This is a genomic window from Sphingomonas xanthus (assembly GCF_007998985.1).
Lineage (GTDB): Bacteria > Pseudomonadota > Alphaproteobacteria > Sphingomonadales > Sphingomonadaceae > Sphingomicrobium > Sphingomicrobium xanthum.
Genome location: NZ_CP041659.1, coordinates 1910085 through 1927914 on the forward strand (window position 1 = coordinate 1910085; position 17830 = coordinate 1927914).

The 17830-nt window shown below is 63.8% G+C and carries 18 protein-coding genes; 7 read left to right on the forward strand and 11 right to left on the reverse strand.

Annotated features, from left to right (window positions below; all coding sequences use genetic code 11):
• Nucleotides 1-59: 59 nt before the first annotated feature.
• The gene (locus FMM02_RS09645) at nucleotides 60-2033 is read left to right on the forward strand and encodes an alpha/beta hydrolase family protein (RefSeq protein WP_147494638.1); all 1974 of its coding nucleotides are present in this window, start codon (nucleotides 60-62) and stop codon (nucleotides 2031-2033) included.
• A 57-nt stretch (nucleotides 2034-2090) separates the two neighbouring features.
• Here FMM02_RS09645 and rpsD read toward each other — a convergent pair whose 3' ends face one another.
• A complete protein-coding gene (gene rpsD, locus FMM02_RS09650; protein ID WP_147494639.1) occupies nucleotides 2091-2705 on the reverse strand; it encodes a 30S ribosomal protein S4 in 615 nt (204 codons plus the stop codon).
• 176 nt (nucleotides 2706-2881) lie between these two features.
• On the opposite strand from rpsD, the gene FMM02_RS09655 reads away from it, so the two are divergent.
• Entirely contained in the window at nucleotides 2882-3196 is a 315-nt protein-coding gene (locus FMM02_RS09655) for a chorismate mutase (protein ID WP_147494640.1), read from the forward strand.
• Nucleotides 3197-3199: 3 nt separating this feature from the next.
• Here FMM02_RS09655 and FMM02_RS09660 read toward each other — a convergent pair whose 3' ends face one another.
• The 5 genes from FMM02_RS09660 to rpiB are packed head-to-tail and all read right to left on the reverse strand — an operon-like array spanning nucleotide 3200 to nucleotide 6512.
• Nucleotides 3200-3487 (reverse strand): hypothetical protein, encoded by a 288-nt coding sequence (locus FMM02_RS09660; RefSeq protein ID WP_147494641.1) that lies wholly within the window; start codon nucleotides 3485-3487, stop codon nucleotides 3200-3202.
• Between the two features lie 56 nt (nucleotides 3488-3543).
• Nucleotides 3544-4266: an RNA methyltransferase gene (locus FMM02_RS09665; RefSeq protein WP_147494642.1), complete on the reverse strand. Its 723-nt coding sequence runs from the start codon at nucleotides 4264-4266 to the stop codon at nucleotides 3544-3546.
• Nucleotides 4267-4746 carry a transcriptional regulator NrdR gene (gene nrdR / locus FMM02_RS09670; protein WP_147494643.1) on the reverse strand — a complete coding sequence of 160 codons (480 nt, stop codon included), beginning with the start codon at nucleotides 4744-4746 and terminating at the stop codon, nucleotides 4267-4269. It abuts the gene before it with no gap.
• A 12-nt stretch (nucleotides 4747-4758) separates the two neighbouring features.
• Complete coding sequence (gene glyA, locus FMM02_RS09675) at nucleotides 4759-6066, reverse strand: serine hydroxymethyltransferase (RefSeq protein WP_147494644.1); 1308 nt, start codon at nucleotides 6064-6066, stop codon at nucleotides 4759-4761.
• Nucleotides 6066-6512, reverse strand: coding sequence for a ribose 5-phosphate isomerase B (gene rpiB, locus FMM02_RS09680; RefSeq protein ID WP_147494645.1), 447 nt, complete (start codon nucleotides 6510-6512; stop codon nucleotides 6066-6068). Before rpiB ends, glyA begins: the two co-directional genes overlap by 1 nt.
• 74 nt (nucleotides 6513-6586) lie before the next feature.
• On the opposite strand from rpiB, the gene FMM02_RS09685 reads away from it, so the two are divergent.
• The gene (locus FMM02_RS09685; protein ID WP_147494646.1) at nucleotides 6587-7525 is read left to right on the forward strand and encodes a hypothetical protein; all 939 of its coding nucleotides are present in this window, start codon (nucleotides 6587-6589) and stop codon (nucleotides 7523-7525) included.
• Here FMM02_RS09685 and hemA read toward each other — a convergent pair.
• Together hemA and murI are read right to left on the reverse strand one after the other, a co-directional pair.
• The gene (hemA, locus tag FMM02_RS09690) at nucleotides 7522-8742 is read right to left on the reverse strand and encodes a 5-aminolevulinate synthase (RefSeq protein WP_147494647.1); all 1221 of its coding nucleotides are present in this window, start codon (nucleotides 8740-8742) and stop codon (nucleotides 7522-7524) included. The two genes, FMM02_RS09685 and hemA, sit on opposite strands and share 4 nt — an antisense overlap.
• Nucleotides 8743-8905: 163 nt before the next feature.
• On the reverse strand, nucleotides 8906-9742 hold the full coding sequence (gene murI / locus FMM02_RS09695; RefSeq protein WP_147494648.1) for a glutamate racemase: 837 nt from the start codon (nucleotides 9740-9742) through the stop codon (nucleotides 8906-8908).
• An 84-nt stretch (nucleotides 9743-9826) separates the two neighbouring features.
• Here murI and plsY point away from each other — a divergent pair, with 84 nt between their 5' ends.
• Together plsY and topA are read left to right on the forward strand one after the other, a co-directional pair.
• The gene (plsY, locus tag FMM02_RS09700; protein ID WP_147494649.1) at nucleotides 9827-10417 is read left to right on the forward strand and encodes a glycerol-3-phosphate 1-O-acyltransferase PlsY; all 591 of its coding nucleotides are present in this window, start codon (nucleotides 9827-9829) and stop codon (nucleotides 10415-10417) included.
• A 256-nt stretch (nucleotides 10418-10673) separates the two neighbouring features.
• A complete protein-coding gene (topA, locus tag FMM02_RS09705; protein ID WP_147494650.1) occupies nucleotides 10674-13178 on the forward strand; it encodes a type I DNA topoisomerase in 2505 nt (834 codons plus the stop codon).
• Here topA and FMM02_RS09710 read toward each other — a convergent pair.
• From FMM02_RS09710 to FMM02_RS09720, 3 genes are all read right to left on the reverse strand, one after another.
• Nucleotides 13175-13924 (reverse strand): HesA/MoeB/ThiF family protein, encoded by a 750-nt coding sequence (locus FMM02_RS09710; RefSeq protein ID WP_147494651.1) that lies wholly within the window; start codon nucleotides 13922-13924, stop codon nucleotides 13175-13177. The genes topA and FMM02_RS09710 overlap by 4 nt on opposite strands.
• Nucleotides 13911-14360, reverse strand: a complete 450-nt coding sequence (dut, locus tag FMM02_RS09715; protein ID WP_147494652.1) for a dUTP diphosphatase — start codon at nucleotides 14358-14360, stop codon at nucleotides 13911-13913. Before dut ends, FMM02_RS09710 begins: the two co-directional genes overlap by 14 nt.
• Before the next feature lie 216 nt (nucleotides 14361-14576).
• Nucleotides 14577-14759 (reverse strand): hypothetical protein, encoded by a 183-nt coding sequence (locus FMM02_RS09720; RefSeq protein ID WP_147494653.1) that lies wholly within the window; start codon nucleotides 14757-14759, stop codon nucleotides 14577-14579.
• A 329-nt stretch (nucleotides 14760-15088) separates the two neighbouring features.
• On the opposite strand from FMM02_RS09720, the gene FMM02_RS09725 reads away from it, so the two are divergent.
• Both FMM02_RS09725 and parC read left to right on the forward strand, forming a co-directional pair.
• Nucleotides 15089-15439 carry a DUF3147 family protein gene (locus FMM02_RS09725; protein ID WP_147494654.1) on the forward strand — a complete coding sequence of 117 codons (351 nt, stop codon included), beginning with the start codon at nucleotides 15089-15091 and terminating at the stop codon, nucleotides 15437-15439.
• A gap of 94 nt (nucleotides 15440-15533) precedes the next feature.
• On the forward strand, nucleotides 15534-17777 hold the full coding sequence (gene parC, locus FMM02_RS09730) for a DNA topoisomerase IV subunit A (RefSeq protein WP_147494655.1): 2244 nt from the start codon (nucleotides 15534-15536) through the stop codon (nucleotides 17775-17777).
• The last annotated feature ends 53 nt before the right edge of the window (nucleotides 17778-17830 follow it).

Sequence of the window (17830 nt, forward strand, 5' to 3'; positions counted from 1 at the left end):
AATCGGCTTGCAGATTGATCGATCCTTGGCATTGTTTCGCGGCCGAATAAGGGGGGAAGATGTTCCAACGTAGTTGCGTGCTGGCCGCATTGCTGGCCGGAATTTCAAGTCAATCTGTTGCGCAAGTCATGCCGCTCGCGGAAGCCGCGAAACGCTTCGGGGCCAGGGAGACGGTGGTTGGCGCCGACCTGTCTCCATCAGGTCGCAAAGTGGCATTTCTGTCAGCTGGCGCTGGTCCGGCCACCATGGCGAAGATCCTTGACCTCGATACGTCGAAGTTGACGACATTGCTGGCGTCGCGCGGAACGCCAGACAATCTCGACTGGTGCGGTTTCGCGTCCGAAGCGCGGCTCGTTTGTCGTTACGGCGGCAACGTTCCCTACGAGGGGCTGCTGGTCGGCGTATCGCGGATGATCAGCGTCGGTGCCGACGGTTCGAACCTGCGCGAACTCGGCGTCAGGCGATCGTTCGACGCCCAGGTCAGGCAATTCGACGGATCGATCATAGACTGGCTTCCTGGATCCGGCGGGTCGATCTTGATGGCGCGTTCCTATGTCCCGCAAGCCAATGACACGGGGACCCGGCTCACCAGTTCGACGAGCGGACTTGGCGTGGACCGCATTGACCTCAATACGATGCGATCGAGTCCGGTGGAAAAACCGCGCGACAATGTTTCGCGCTACCTGTCCGACGGAAACGGCAATGTTCGGATTCTGTCTGTCGATGAAGTCGCTGCGCAGCAATTGACCGGCGTCACGCGGCATCGATTTCGCATGGCGGGGAGCAAGGAATGGCTGGAGCTCGGCCAGTACAACCGACGTGACAATAGCGGGATTTGGCCACTCGCCGTCGATGCATCGATCAATTCCGTCTACGTGCTGGAATCACTGAACGGTCGCGACGCCCTTTACCGCATCACGCTTGATGCCAGCCGGTGGAAGACCCTCGTCGCCAGCAACGACAAAGTGGATATCGGTGGGGTCGTCCGCCTCGGGGACGGGCACCCGGTCATCGGCTACACCTATACTGACGAGCGCAGCCACACGGTCTATTTCGATGTCGAACACCACCAGCTGGCGGCGGCCTTGGCCAAGGCGCTGCCAGACACGCCGCTCATCCATTTCGTCAGCGCGTCGGAAGACGGCAAGACCCTTTTAGTCCACGCAAGCGCCGACACTGATCCGGGTGTCTTCTACCTGCTCGATCGCGCGACAAGACAGATGAAACCAATCATGGTTTCGCGTGAAGAGCTGGAAGGCCAAACCCTGGCACCGGTCAAGCCGATCACCTATCGCGCGGCGGACGGCGCCATTATTCCCGCTTATCTGACCATGGCGAAAGGCGGGCCGCAAACCCACCGTCCCGCGGTGGTGCTACCGCATGGTGGCCCAAGCTCTCGTGACTACTGGGGATTTGACTGGTTGGCTCAATTCCTCGCTGCGCGAGGCTATGCGGTGATCCAGCCCAATTTTCGCGGATCGGCGGGTTATGGCAGCGAACATCTAGGCGAGAACGCCTTCCGTGACTGGAAGAGCGCAATGTCCGACATTGCCGATTCCGCCGATTATCTGGTCACCCAGGGCATTGCCGATCCCGACCGGATTGCCATCGTCGGTTGGTCTTACGGCGGTTATGCCGCGCTCCAATCCGCGACCCTGACGCCCGACAGGTTCAAGGCCGTCGTTGCCATTGCCCCGGTGACCGACCTGATGATGTTGAAGGCCGACGCCGCCGGTTTCACCAACGAGGAGCTGACCAGGGCATTCATCGGCGCCGGGGACCATGTCCGGGCCGGTTCGCCACTGCAGAACAGCGCAAGGATCAAGTCTCCAGTGCTGCTGGTTCATGGCGATATGGATATCAATGTCGCTGTCAGGCACAGCGTCCGGATGAACGAGGCGCTGCAGGGTCGGGGCGCGGACGTTCAGTTCCTGCAGTATAAAGGGCTCGACCATTATCTTGAAGATGGCTCTGTGCGGGCCGAAATGCTGACCAAGATGGGCGAGTTGCTGGACCGGACGATCGGCAAGTAAGAAATAAAAAGGGCGGCCCGCGAAGGCCGCCCTTAATGCTTGGAGCTGGTGCCCGGATTAGCGCGAATAGAATTCGACAACCAGGTTCGGTTCCATGCGGACGGGGTAGGGCACCTCGTCGAGCGTAGGAACGCGGGTGAACTGGACCTTCGAGGTGCCGTCGGGCGAAACATAATCGGGAACGTCACGCTCGGCGAGGCTCTGCGCTTCGATCACCAGCGCCATTTCCTGCGCCTTCGATCCCAGTTCGATCACGTCGCCGACCGCGATGCGGCGCGAGGCGATGTTGCACTTCACGCCGTTGACGCGAATGTGGCCGTGGCTGACCAGCTGGCGCGCGGCCCAGATCGTCGGCGCGAACTTGGCGCGATAGACGACCATGTCGAGGCGACGCTCGAGCAGGCCGATGAGGTTCTGGCTGGCGTCGCCCTTCATGCGCGACGCTTCCTGGAAGGTGCGCTTGAACTGCTTTTCGGTGACGTCGCCGTAATAGCCCTTGAGCTTCTGCTTGGCGCGCAGCTGGATGCCGAAGTCCGACATCTTGCCCTTGCGGCGCTGGCCGTGCTGGCCGGGACCATATTCGCGGCGGTTGACCGGGCTCTTGGGACGTCCGAAGACGTTTTCGCCCATGCGGCGGTCGAGCTTATACTTGGCGCTGCTGCGCTTCGACATGCGATTTCTCCAATTTGCTTCTTCGTTCGTATCCGGACCGCACCGGAAGGCCTGTTGCCAACCGCGACCACCGCTTCACCGGACGTGCAGGGTCAATTGCGAACCGCGCGCCTAGCCGGGCAGCCGCGAATCGTCAAGCTTTGCAAGGACAAGCGGCTTTTGGCATGGCCGGGGTCATGAGCGACATCCTCGACCCTGCCGATTGCCAGACCATGACCGACGTGCGCGCCGGGGTTGACGATGTCGACCGGCGCATTGTCGCCCTGCTGCGCCGCAGATTCGGCTATATGGACGCCGCCGCCCGGATCAAGCCCGACCGCAGTGCGGTGCGCGACGAATGGCGCAAGGCCGACGTCAAGACCAAGGTCGATGCCGAGGCCGGCCGGCTTGGAGTCGACCGCGCGCTGACGGCGCGGCTTTACGAGGATTTGATTGAAAGCTCGATCGCCCACGAACTGGCCCAGTTCGACCAGATTCGGAGCGGCGAGTAGCGGCTAACGGCCGAGCGCGTTGCCCGGGGTCTGCTGCTTGTCACGAAGCCGGGTGAGCTCCCTCTGGGCGGCGCGTTCGCGCTCTTTCCACTCGGCGGCCGTCCGACATTCGCGGCCCGCGCGCATGTTGCTGCCGGTGCGGTGATCGCGCTTGCTCTTGCATACCATTTTATCGCCGGCGTCTTCCGACCGGGCTTCGCTTGTTACCGCTTCGCCCTGGGCGGCTGGCTCCGCGGTAGCCGGGCTCGATGCCAGCAGCGCATAGATGGCAAGTGCAGGAAAGAGAGACATGGGTTTTGCCCTTTCGGATCGCTACCGGGCGAGCTTAACAGTTTTTTAGCCGCCAATCAGCCCTTCGGCCTTGGCGGCTCTGCCAGCGCGCGAACGACGCCGCGCATCGCCTGGACTTCGCGGCTGCTCCATTTGGGCTTGGTAAGGATGGTGCGCAACGTCGCCTTGGTCGCCTCGATTCGGGACGGCGGGTGGTAATAGCCGCGCTCGTCGAGGGCCACATCGAGTTGGCCGATCAATCCTTCGAGCTCGCCCATCGTCGCCGGTGGCTCGATCTCCTTGGCGGTCGGCTGTGAAAGCTGCGCTCCGCGCGACCATTCATAAGCGAGCAGGATCACCGCCTGGGCAAGGTTGAGGCTGCCAAACTCGGGGTTGATCGGAACTGTCACGATCGAGGTCGCCAGCGCGACATCGGCGGTTTCAAGGCCCGACCGCTCGGGCCCGAACAGCATGGCGCTGCGGCCTTCGCAGCGGTGAATCTGGCCGGCCATTTCTTCCGGTCCAACAACGGGCACCACAAGGTCGCGCCGGCGGACTGTGGAAGCGAACACCAGGCTGCAGTCCGCGACCGCCTCGGCGGTGGTCGCGAAGACCTGGGCCTGCTCGAGCACCGCGTCGGCTCCGCTCGCGGCAGGCCCGGCGTCGGGGTTGGGCCAGCCGTCGCGGGGGGCGACCAGCCGCATCTCGGTCAGGCCGAAATTGAGCATCGCCCGGGCCGCCTTGCCGATATTTTGGCCGAGCTGCGGGCGGACGAGGATGATGACCGGCGGCTGGGCCACTTACAAAAGCTTGCTGCTGTCGCCGGGCAGGACTTCCTTGCCGACCCGCTCTGCAATCTCGGCGAAATCGCCCGGTTCCCGGAAATCCTTGTAGATGCTGGCAAAGCGAATGTAGGCGACATGGTCGAGCGCCTTCAGGCCCGCCATCACCGCCTCGCCAATACGAATTGTGCTGACTTCGTCGCCCAGAGTTTCCATCTGCCGCTGAACGCCGCTGACTAACTGGTCGACCTTGGCTGGGTCGATGTCCCGCTTGCGGCAGCTGTGGCCGATCGCTCGCTCCAGCTTGGCACGATCGAAGGGTTCGCGCTTGCCGTCCTTCTTGACCACGATCAGGTCTTTGAGGTGGACGCGTTCAAAGGTGGTAAAGCGCGCGCCGCAGCCCTCACATTGGCGCCGCCGGCGGATCGCCGCCGCGTCCTCGGACGGGCGGCTGTCCTTCACCTGGCTGTCTTCATGGGCACAAAATGGGCAGCGCAATGCGTCAAGCCCCTAGCGCTGGTAGATCGGGAAGCGAGCGCAAAGAGCGCGCACCCGGTCGTTGACCGCAGCCTCGACGCGCCCATTGCCGTCGGCGCCATTTGCCTGCAGCCCCTCCAGCACGTCGGCGACCATGTCGGCTATGTCGCGGAATTCGGCTTCACCGAAACCGCGTGTGGTGCCGGCAGGCGATCCCACGCGAATGCCGCTGGTTTGCATTGGCGGGAGTGGATCGAACGGAACGCCATTCTTGTTGCAGGTGATTCCCGCATGTTCCAGGCTTGTGTCGGCGTCCTTGCCGGTAAGGCCCAGCGGGCGAAGATCGACCAGCGCCAGATGGGTATCGGTACCTCCGGCAACCAGGTCCGCGCCGCGCTCCTTGAGGCGCATGGCCAGCGTCTGGGCGTTGGCGATAACTGCCTTGGCATAGGTCTTAAAACCCGGTTCTAGCGCCTCGCCAAAGGCTACCGCCTTGGCGGCGATGACGTGCATCAGCGGCCCTCCCTGCAGACCGGGGAAAACCGCCGAATTGATTTTCTTGGCGATTGCCTCGTCATCGGTCAGCACCATGCCGCCGCGCGGACCGCGCAGCGTCTTGTGGGTGGTGGTGGTGACGACATGGGCATGGCCGAACGGGGTCGGATGCTCTCCCGCCGCGACCAAGCCGGCAAAATGGGCCATGTCAACCATCAGGATCGCGCCGACCTCATCGGCGATCGCCCGGAAGCGGCCGAAATCAAGGTGTCGCGGATAGGCCGAGCCGCCCGCGATGATCAGCTTGGGCCGATGTTCCTTGGCAAGCCGCTCGACCTCGTCGAAATCGACTAGGTGATCGTCCTGGCGGACACCGTACTGGACGGCGTCGAACCATTTGCCCGACTGGGCCGGCGGCGCGCCATGGGTCAGGTGGCCACCGGCGGCGAGGCTCATGCCGAGGATGGTGTCACCGGGCTTCAGCAGCGCCATCATCACCGCGCCATTGGCCTGCGCGCCCGAATGCGGCTGGACGTTGGCGAAGCCGCAGCCGAACAATTGCTTGGCCCGCTCGATCGCCAGCGTCTCAATGGCGTCGGATGGCGCGCAGCCCTGATAATAGCGCCGCCCCGGATAGCCTTCGGCATATTTGTTGGTGAGGACCGATCCCTGCGCCTCCAGAACCGCCTTGCTGACGATATTTTCAGACGCGATAAGTTCAATCTGGCTCTGCTGGCGTTCCAGCTCGGCCTTGATGGCCTCCGCCACCTTGGCATCGGCTTCAGCCAGGCGTTCGGTGAAGAAGCCCAACGGCTGGACGTCGGTCAGGTCGGGCGCAGTGGCCATCAATCGGATTCCTGCAAAAGGTTGGATAGCTGGTCGACGCGCCGTTGGTGGCGGCCGCCGGCGAATTCGGTTCCGAGGAACGCGGCGACGCAGGCCTTGGCCATGTCCGGCCCGACCAGTCGGGCGCCGAGCGCCAGCACATTTGCGTCATTATGCTCGCGCGCCAGTGCAGCCGACAGCGGGTCGTCGACCCGTGCGCAGCGGCAAGCCGGATTGCGGTTGACCGCGATCGAAATACCAATTCCCGACCCACATACGACGATTCCGCTTTGCGCTTCGCCGCTTGCCACGGCGTGCGCAAGCCTGGCCCCGAATTGCGGGTAATCGACGCTGTCGGCGCTGTTGGTGCCCAAGTCGAGCACCTCGTGACCGGAGTCCCGCAGCCAGGCTGCAAGCTCGTCTTTCAGCACATATCCGGCATGGTCGGCGGCAAGGGCGATAGGCATGGCGCATCCCTAGGCCAGCGCGGCGAGATTCGCCAGCATCAACCGCAGGCTTTTGCTTTGTGCGAAGGAGGCTTATGGCCAAGTCCATGACGCGCCCGCTGATCCACATCGGATACCACCGCACCGGCACTACCTTTTTCCAGCAGCGCTTCTATCCGGCGGTCGAAGGTGCGGCCTTCGTGGACCGCGCAATGGCGCGCGAGCTGCTGATCGAACCAGACGCTTTTTCCTTTGATGCCGATGACGTCCGCGCCCATTTCACCAATTTCGCGGCGGGCCGGCGATTGCTGATCTGCGAGGAAAATCTCAGCGGCTACCTGCACAATGGCGGGTTCGGCGGGCTGGTTCCCAAGGAAGTCGCGCATCGGCTGAAGGCCGTCTTTCCCGATGCGCAGATCGTCGTATTCCTGCGGTCGCAGCCGGCCGTCATCGAAGCGTCCTACGCCCAATATATCCGGGGCGGCGGTACCCACTCGATCGACGATTATCTGCACCTCGGCAAGGCGTCGGTGGGGATTGGAAAATATTGGTACAAGTCACCACACTTCTCGTTTGACCATTTTGCCTATCACCCGTTGCTGGGCCTCTACCGGCAGCTCTTCGGCCGCGAGGCGGTCAGCGTCCATCTCTACGAGGAGTTTGCCGCTGGTCAGCGCGAGTTCCTGCAGCGGTTTGCAAGGACCCATGACCTCCGGGTGGACACCGGCGGGCTGGAGGTTGACCGGGTCAATGCCTCGCTGACCGGCCGTCGCCTGACGTGGCTGCGCCGGCTCAATTTGCTGACCCCGCATTCAGTACCGGACAAGCATTACCTGCTCGACATCAAAAAATGGTACAAGAAGCGTTGGGTCTGGCTCGACCGTATCGCCCCGCGGCGCGACGAACCTCGCCGGCCGCTGTTAAGCGACGCGCATCGCGCCTTCATCGATCGTCGTTATGCTGACGGGAACGCCCAGCTCCAGGCCGAATGGGACTTGCCGCTGGCCAATCATGGCTATCCGATGCCCGGTTAGGCCGCTCGGCGGAGTTCCAATTCCAGCCGGCCCCAGATTTCGACCAGCGCCGCCGTCACCTCATCCATCATCGCGTCGCTATGATTGGGTCCGGGGGTGAAGCGCAGCCGCTCCGTGCCGCGCGGGACGGTGGGGAAATTGATCGGCTGGACGTAGAGCCCATATTCGGCGAGCAGGATGTCGCTGATCCGCTTGGCCTTGACCGGGCAGCCGACCAGCAGCGGGACGATGTGGGTCACGCTTTCCATCACCGGCAGGCCGGCTTCGGCGAAACGGGCCTTGAGCGCCGCCGCTCCGGCCTGTTGGGCCAGCCGCTCGTCGCTCGACTGTTTGAGGTGACGGACCGAGGCGAGCGCGCCCGCGACCAGCACCGGCGACAGCGAGGTGGTGAAGATGAAGCCCGGTGCATAACTGCGGATACAGTCGATGATGTTCTTGTCGGCAGCGACATAGCCACCCATCACGCCAAATGCCTTGCCGAGCGTGCCTTCGATAATAGTCACCCGGTCGGCGACGGCGTCGCGTTCCGAAATGCCGCCCCCATGCTCCCCGTACATGCCTACCGCATGGACTTCGTCGAGGTAGGTCAACGCGCCATACTTATCGGCGAGGTCGCAAATCGCGCCGATCGGGGCGATATCGCCGTCCATCGAATAGACGCTTTCAAAGGCGATCAGCTTGGGCGTTTCGAGCGGAGCTTCCATCAGCATCTGCTCGAGATGCTCGAGGTCGTTATGGCGGAAAACCCGCTTTTCGCAGCCTGAGCTGCGGATGCCTGCAATCATCGAGGCATGGTTGAGCTCGTCGGAGAAAATGATGCAGCCGGGCAGAAGCTTGCCGAGCGTCGACAGCGCCGCCTCGTTGGACACATAGCCGCTGGTGAACAGCAACGCAGCCTGCTTGGCGTGCAAGTCGGCCAGCTCGGCTTCGAGCTGGATATGGTAATGGGTATTGCCGCCGATGTTGCGGGTTCCGCCCGACCCGGCACCGACACTGTGCAGCGCCTCTTCCATCGCCGCGACCACGGCTGGGTGCTGGCCCATGCCGAGATAATCGTTCGAGCACCATACGGTGATCGGCTTCGGGCCGTTGTGGCCGTGGAAACAATGCGCGTTGGGAAAGCTTCCCTTGGTGCGCAGGATATCGATGAAGACGCGATAACGCCCCTCGTCATGGAGGCGATCGATCGCCGCCTTGAAGATGCCTTCGTAGTCCACGCTATTCCCTTCGCTCACGCGGCCCATATCGTCGCGGGTCCCGAATTTCCATTGCGAACGACTCGCAACTGGCGGGCCCACGGAGGGCGGCGCGCTTACACGGCAACGCCGACGGTCCCGCCAAGCACGGGCGTCGGCGTCACAATTTTTGCTCCCTGGCCGCCTATAACCCGTGAAGCTCCGCCAGCCCAAATTTCTTGAGTGAAGCCGCCGGCGGGGCCTTCGCCAAATCCGTAAAGACCGCAATTGCCGGGACCTCCTCGCGCGGCCAAGCCTGCCCCTCGGTCAGGACGGCGATGCGCCGTGCGATCCCTGGTCCGCCATCGACCTGCGCAATTCCAGGAAATGCCTCGGCCATTTCCGCCGCGAGCAACGGAAAATGGGTGCAAGCCAGCACCATTACGTCGATATCAGCCCCCCGCGGCTGGTCGATCATTGGCTGGACCGCAGCGCGGACTGCCTCGATCGCGACCGGGCGCCCGGCGAGCTTGGCTTCGGCCAGCTCAACCAGTTCCGGGCTGCCATGACGGATCACGGTGCAGTCGGCGGCAAAGCGCGCGGCAAGGTCGTCGACATAGGGCTGGCGGACTGTTGCCTGTGTGCCGAGTACGCCGATGACGCGGCTGCGTGACTGTTCGGCCGCGGGCTTGATCGCCGGTACGGTGCCGACCACCGGGATATTGAGCGCGGCCCGGACATGGTCGAGGGCGATGGTCGAGGCGGTATTGCAGGCGATCACCGCCAGCCGGGGACGATAGCGTTCGACCAGTCGACCGAGCAGTGCCGGCACCCTTGCGGCGATCTCCTCTTCCGTACGGCGGCCGTAGGGAAAGGCCGCGCTGTCGGCGGCGTAGACGATCGGCGCGGTCGCCAGCACCGCGCGGGTGGGCGCCAGCACGGACAGGCCGCCGACACCCGAGTCAAAAAACAGCAAGGGAGATTGCGGGTCGACCAAGACGTTCACCTTACGGGTTGTGCCAGTCGAAGCCCCGTCCTTCATGCTCCCCGCTTAGAAAATGACCGAAGGTTCGACAAGCTTGGCCGGCGCTTGAACCTGACCGGCCCTATGCTAGGCACATCGCCCATGTCGACGACCGCCATCTTCGCATTGCTTGCCGGCTACCTGCTTGGCTCCGTCCCCTTTGGCTTGCTCCTGGCGCGGGCCGGAGGGAAGGGTGATATCAGGGACATCGGCTCGGGCAATATCGGCGCGACCAACGTGCTTCGGACCGGTTCCAAGCTGCTGGCAGCGGCGACTTTGCTGCTCGATGCGGCAAAGGGCGCGGCTGCGGTTCTTGTCGCGCAGCGGTTGTGGCCCGACGCAGTCCACTTTGCTGCTGCAGGCGCGTTGATCGGCCATCTCTATCCCGCCTGGCTCCGCTTTCGTGGCGGAAAAGGGGTTGCTACCCTGCTCGGGATCCTCCTCCCGTTCCTGCCGATCGCAGCCGCCATCTATGCCGCGGTGTGGATCGGCCTGTTGTTATTGGTCCGGATCAGTTCAGTCGCCGGCATGGCTGCCGCGGCCAGCGCCCCGGTGACCGCCGTTTTCCTCGGTGAGAAATCATTGTTCCCGCTTCTGCTCGGCTTCGCTTTGCTCGTCGTCTGGAAGCATAAGGATAATATCGCCCGGCTTTCCCGAGGCCAGGAGCCGCGCGTCGGCCGCAAGTCGAAGTGAGCGTGCCATGGCGTCTGTTGATGCCGCACTCTCGGTTTTGGGATCGACGAATTGCTCTGACCCTCACCAGTGCCGGTCTATGAGATCATTCGACTTCCCGAAGTTGTCCTGGGCGCGGTTCATCTCGCACTCGTCTAATTCGACCTCGCGGGCCTTGACCGTCATGTCGGGAACAAGATGAGCTTCAACGGCGCTTGACGCCAGGGAATCCGCGAACTGACACTCGCGCGTGTGTACGTAAGACTGTGGGGATCACTTGAAGCTTGTCGTCGTTGAATCGCCCGCGAAGGCGAAGACTATCGAAAAATATCTGGGGCCGGGCCACAAGGTGCTGGCCAGCTATGGCCATGTCCGCGACCTGCCGCCCAAAGACGGCTCGGTTCGTCCGGACGAGGGCTTCGCCATGGATTGGGACACCTATCCCGACAAGGCCAAGCAATTGAAGGCGATCGCGGATGCGGCCAAATCGGCGGACGCGCTGATCCTCGCCACTGACCCTGACCGCGAGGGCGAAGCGATCAGCTGGCACGTGCAGGAAGTGCTGAAAAAGAAAAAGCTGCTGCCCAAGACGGTTGAGCGGGTGACCTTCAACGCCATCACCAAATCCGCGGTTACCGAGGCAATGGCCCGGCCGCGGGACCTCGACGAAGACCTCATCGACGCCTACCGCGCCCGCCGCGCGCTCGACTATCTGGTCGGCTTCACCCTCTCGCCGATCCTGTGGCGCAAGCTGCCCGGTGCCAAGTCGGCCGGACGGGTCCAATCGGTCGCGCTTCGCCTGGTAGTCGACCGCGAACGCGAGATCGAGCTGTTCCGGGCCCAGGAATATTGGCAGGTCGCGGCGACCTTCGAAGCCGACGGGACGCCATTCACCGCGCGGCTGGTCGGCCTCGACGGAACCAAGCTCGATCGGCTGAGCATCGCGGACAAGGCCATGGCCGACACCGCCAAGGCGGTGGTCGAGGCGGGGCGGTTCACTGTCGCATCCGTCGAGACCAAGCCCTTGTCGAAAAATCCGCCGGCGCCGTTCACTACCTCGACCTTGCAGCAGGAAGCAGCGCGCAAGCTTGGATATGCCGCCAGCCATACGATGCGGCTTGCCCAGTCACTCTACGAGGACGGGCTGATCACCTATATGCGGACCGACGGCGTACAGATGGCCGGCGAGGCAATCAGCGCGGCCCGCAAGGCCGTTGCCGACCGTTACGACGCCGGTTACCTGCCGGACAAGCCGCGCCAATATAGCAGCAAGGCCAAGAATGCGCAGGAAGCGCACGAAGCGATCCGGCCGACCGACTTTTCCAAGGCACGGGCCGGGTCGGGCGACCATGCGCGGCTTTATGAGCTGATCTATAACCGCGCGCTGGCTAGCCAGATGGCCTCGGCCAGGCTGGAACGAACGACGGTAGAACTGACCGACGGCGCGGGGCGGGCAACGCTGCGCGCGACTGGCCAGGTGACGCTCTTTGCGGGCTTCATGACCCTTTACGACGAAGGCCGCGACGACCCGGCGGACGAGGAGGCGGGTCGCATGCCCGCGCTGCGTAGCGGCGATACGCCGACCAAGACCGGCGTCAGTGCGACCCAGCATTTCACCCAGCCGCCACCGCGCTATTCGGAAGCGAGCCTGGTCAAGCGGCTTGAGGAATTGGGGATTGGTCGGCCATCGACCTATGCCGCGACCCTACAAACGCTGAAGGACCGCGAATATGTCCGGCTCGACAAGAACCGGTTCATCCCGGAGGAGAGCGGCCGGCTGGTCACGGCCTTCCTCGAACGCTTTTTCGAACGGTATGTCAGCTTCGATTATACCGCCGAGCTGGAAGAGGAACTGGACGACGTCAGCGGCGGGCGGCTGGACTGGCAGAAGCTGCTTGAAACCTTCTGGCGCGACTTCAAGCCCAAGGCCGGTGAGGTCATGGAGCAAAAGCCGTCGGACGTCACCGCGGCGCTTGACCAGTTCCTTGAACCCTGGCTGTTCCCCGCCAAGGAAGACGGTAGCGATCCGCGTGCCTGTCCCTTGTGCGGCACCGGCAAGCTGGGCCTTCGCGGCGGCCGGTTCGGCGCGTTTGTGGCCTGCTCCAACTATCCGGAATGCAAATATACCCGCCGCTTCGGCCAGGGCGAGGATGCCGCGAGCGAGGGTCCGGCCGAAATCGGCAACGGAATCGAACTGAAGGTCGGAAGGTTCGGACCCTATCTGGAGCGTGACGGCGCACGGGCGTCGCTGCCCAAGGACGTCCCGCAAGACGGCCTGACGCTGGAGATGGCGGAAAAGCTTCTGTCCCTACCGCGCGAGGTTGGTTCACACCCCGATACCGGCCTTCCGATTACCGCGTCGATCGGCCGTTACGGGCCCTATCTGCAACACGACGGCAAATATGCGCGGCTGTCATCGACCGCCGAGGTGTTCGATACCGGGATGAATGCCGCGGTGGTTAAGCTGGCCGAAGCCGCAGCGGGAGGAGCGCGCGGTCGTGGCGCGTCGCGCGAACCGATCGCCATGCTCGGCGCCCATCCGGAAAGCGGAAAGGATTTGAAGGTGCTGGAAGGGCGGTTCGGCCCCTATGTGAGCGACGGGACGACCCATGCCACCCTGCCGAAGACCGCCGACCCCAAGACTGTCACTCTGGAAGAAGCGGTGGCGCTGATCGACGCCAAGGCGGCGAAGGGACCCGCCAAGGGCAAGCGTAAGACCGCGAAGAAAGCTCCTGCGAAGAAGGCGCCCGCGAAAAAGGCCCCGGCAAAGAAAAAGGCTTAGGCCCCGCCGCACGTCCGGCATGCCGGGTCGGCGGCGATGCGGATCTTCCGCCAGCCGAGGGCCAGCCCGTCGAACATGTGGAGCGTTCCCGCTTCATCGCCGCCGCCGAGCCCGAGCAAGGTGCGGATCGCGAGCAGGGCGGCGAAATTGCCGACCGTGCCGGTCATTGCGCCGAGCACGCCCAGTTCAGCGCAGGTGTCACAGTCATCCGCGTCGAAGGCGTCGCCGACGAAGCAGCGATAGCAGGGCTTGGCACCGAACAGCGCAACCTGTCCCTGGAATTGCTGCGCGGCCGCCGAGAGCAAAGGGATGCCCAGCGCAACCGCTGCGTCGTTGACGGTAAGGCGGGTTGCGAAATTGTCGGTGCCGTCGATGATCAGATCATGGCCGCCGAGGATCGCTTCGCCATTGTCGGGCTCGATCCGGTCGGGAATGGTGCGGACCTCAACATGGGAGTTGCGCTTGCCGATAAACCGGGCGGCGATGTCGACCTTGCGCTCCCCCAGCTGATCGCTGGCGTAAAGCGGCTGGCGCTGCAGGTTGGAAAGATCGACCCGGTCGTCATCGATGATCGTCAGCCGGCCCACGCCCGCGCCGGCAAGCGCTGGGATGGCCCCGGCGCCGATTCCGCCAGCGCCGACGACGGCGATGCTCGCGGCCTTCAGCCGAAGCTGTCCCGCGCCGCCGATCTGGGGAAGGACGATGTGCCGCGCATAGCGGTCGAGTTCATCGTCAGAGAGAGTCATGCCCGCCCGTGCTTCCGAAGCCGCCCGCGCCGCGCTCGGTCTCGCACAATGCGTCGACCTCCTCGAAGGAAGCGCGGGTGACGGCGGCCGGGACCAGCTGGGCGATGCGGTCGCCGCGGCGGATTGGGAAGGGGTCGGGACCGTGGTTGATCATGATCACCTTCACTTCCCCCCGATAATCGCTGTCGATCGTGCCCGGCGTATTGGGGACGGTGATACCATGTTTGAGCGCAAGGCCGGAACGCGGGCGCACCTGAACCTCGAAACCGTCGGGAATGGCGATGGAAAAGCCGGTCGCCACTGCGTGGCGGGCGCCGGGCATGAGGTCGAGCTCCTCCGCCGCGACCACATCCATGCCGGCCGCGCCGGGCGTGGCATAGGCGGGAAGCGGCAGGCCCTCGCCATGCGGCAGTCGGGTAATGCGGATTTGGATCATGCGGGGGGGCGCCTTAGACGATGCGATGATGACCGGAGCGGGATAGCAAGGCCGGGCGGCGGGTCAACGGATGTTGCTGTTGGCGCGCACGCCAAGGCCGGTTCATCGTCGGCGCATACGGATACGCGCCCCGTGCGGGACGGTTGGCGAACCAGGGTGAGCGAGGGGTGCTCCTGGACGGATCGATAACCGGCGGGACCGGCCTGCCAAGTTGAGTCAGGCGGGAACCTGGGGTCGTTCCTCAGTGCTGCTGCGGAAACCAGCGAATTCCGCAAGCGCGGCGAACTTCGCAGCCATTTCTCGGTGCGAGCGGGCGGTCGGCAGGTGGCGGTTTTCGGCGGCAAGCCGCTCTTCCTCGGCGGCGCGCTGCTGGTAATAAAGAAGCGGTGAACTGGACATGGGTTGGCTCCGAACGTCGAACAAGCGGGAGCACGGTGGGAGGTCTCTCAGGCGCCGGCATGCTGGGGAAAGGAAGCCGGCGATAATCTCATCATAGACGATCCAGCCATCAATAGACAGTCGGACAGTCGACATAGTGTAAAAAGCGAAAAACCCTGATCTCACCTCGCCATGCTCGGCGCAGTGGCAATAATGAAGCAGCGGTGACTTGGTTCCATAGCGGAGCTCTTGGTTGTTACGGGGCCGTTTTACTTGGTGGGCCTTGTGTCCGCGATCCTCGGCAAAGGCTTCGGCTTGCCGTCCCTTCGCGCCCGTGCAAGCTTCGGGCCATGCTTTACCTCATCATCAAGGCGGCGATCAGCGGAATCCTCATCGCCATCATCTCCGAAGTAGCGAAACGCTATCCGGGGATTGGTGGCCTGATCGCAGCGTTGCCGCTGGTCAGCGTGCTGGGCATGATCTGGTTGTGGCGCGACAAGCCGGACGTGGCCAACATGGCGCACCATGCGGAGGCGACCTTCTGGTTCGTCCTGCCGTCGTTGCCGATGTTCCTGCTTATCCCGGCGATGCTGAGGAACGGGGTAGGGTTCTGGGCCAGCCTGGCCGCCGGTTGCGCCCTCACCATCGCGCTTTACGCGCTGATGCTGTGGGCCGGGGCGAGGTTCGGGTTGAAGCTATAGCACCGGGCGCAGGAGCTCGGCCGCTGAAAGAAAAGGCTGATCCCGCATCAAGTCCGGGATGACGACAAGGGGGAGTGCTTGCTAAGCCCACCCCATGGACTCCGAGAACCTCTCCGTCATCGACGCCCCCTTCGACGCCGCCCTCTCAGAACGCTACCTCGTCTACGCCCTGTCGACGATCACCGCGCGATCGCTGCCTGACGTCCGCGATGGGCTGAAGCCCGTGCATCGGCGCCTCCTTTGGGCGATGCGGCTTTTGAAGCTCGATCCCGCCTCGGCCTACAAGAAGTGCGCGCGCGTGGTGGGCGACGTGATCGGCAAATATCATCCGCACGGGGACCAGTCGGTCTATGACGCGATGGTGCGCCTGGCGCAGTCGTTCGCGCTTCGATACCCGCTGGTCGACGGGCAGGGAAATTTTGGCAATATCGACGGGGATAATGCCGCCGCCTACCGTTATACCGAGGCGCGGCTGACCCGGACCGCCGAGCGGCTGATGGCCGGGCTCGACGAAGGCTGCGTCGATTATCGTCCCACCTATAATGGCGAGGAAGAGGAGCCGGAGGTGTTCCCCGGCCTGTTCCCCAACCTGCTTGCCAACGGGGCAAGCGGGATCGCGGTGGGCATGGCGACCAGCATCCCGCCGCACCATGTCGGCGAGCTGATCGAGGCGGCGACCCACCTTATCGACAATCCGCACGCCGAAGACATCGCGATGATGGACTTCGTCGCCGGGCCGGACTTCCCTACCGGGGGCGTGCTGGTCGATAGTCGCGAGACGATAGCCCTGGCCTATGCCACCGGGCGCGGGTCTTTCCGCCTGCGCGCGCGGATCGAACAGGAAAAGGAAAAAGGCGGGGGATGGCATCTGATCGTCCATGAAATCCCCTATGGGGTACAGAAGGGGAAGCTGATCGAGCAGGTCGCCGACCTGATCGCGGCGAAGAAGCTACCGATCCTGGCCGACGTGCGCGACGAGAGCGACGAGAAGGTGCGGATCGTGCTGGAGCCGAGGTCGCGGACGGTCGATCCCGAGTTGCTGCTGGAAAGCCTTTTCAAGCTGACCGATCTTGAGGTGCGCTTCCCGCTCAACCTGAACGTGCTCGACAAGACCCGTACACCCGGTGTGATGAGCCTCAAAGAGACGCTGTTGGCCTGGCTCGAATTCCAGGTCGAGGTGCTGGTCCGGCGCTCGACCACGCGGATCGGCAAGATCGACGACCGGCTCGAGCTGCTTGACGGGTTCCTCAAGGCATTCCTCAACCTCGACCGCGTTATCGAGATCATCCGCACCGAGGATGAACCCAAGGCGGTGATGATCGCCGAGTTCGCGCTCAGCGACCGCCAGGCCGAGGCGATCCTCAACATGCGGCTCCGGTCCTTGCGCAAGCTTGAGGAGATGGAGATCGGCAAGGAGCGCGGCAAGCTGGCCAAGGAGCGCGAGGAGCTGGCCAAGCTGGTCGAAAGCCCTGCACGGCAGCGGACCCGGCTGAAGAAGGACCTCGCCGCGCTGAAAGAAGCCTATGCCGCGGACGAACGGCGGACACTGGTGCAGGAACAGGCGCCGGCGCGCGAGCTCGACTGGACGCAGATGATCGAGAAGGAACCGATCACCGTCATCCTGTCGCAGCGCGGCTGGATCCGGGCGATGAAGGGCCACGTCGCGCTGGGCGAGATTGCCGAGTTGAAATGGCGCGAGGGCGACGGGCCGCACTTGGCGTTCCATGCCCAGACCACCGATCGGCTGCTGCTTGCCGGAGACAATGGACGGGTGTTCACGCTTGGCGGAGACAAGCTTCCGGGCGGACGCGGCTTTGGCGAACCGGTGCGGCTGGCCATCGACCTCGACGCCGAAAGCGAGATTATCTCGATGTTCGTGGTCCGGCCGGAAATGCGGCTGCTTGCCGCCTCGTCGGATGGGCGTGGTTTCGTCACCAGCGGCGACGCGGTGCTTGCGGAAACCCGCAAGGGCAAGCAGCTGATGAACCTTCGGCCCAAAGCGAGGATGGTGTCGCTAAAGCCGGTTCCGGCGGGCGCGGATTCGATCGCGGTGATCGGCGAGAACCGCAAGATGCTTGTTTTCAAGCTCGACGAGCTGCCCGAGCTTGGCCGGGGCGCGGGCGTGCAGCTCCAGCGTTACCGCGACGGGGGCTTGAGCGATGCCATCGCCTTTGCGCTCCAGGACGGTATCACCTGGCCGCTTGGCGGAGAAAGTGGAAGGATCCGGTCGGAAAGCGACCTCACCGCATGGCGGGCAATCCGCGGGGCGAGCGGCCGCATCGCCCCCAATGGCTTCCCGCGATCGAACCGGTTTGAGCCGTTGCCGCCGTCCGATTAACTAATCCTCGTCAAGGCAAATCGATACCGCCCGTTAACCTGTGGGAGTTAACA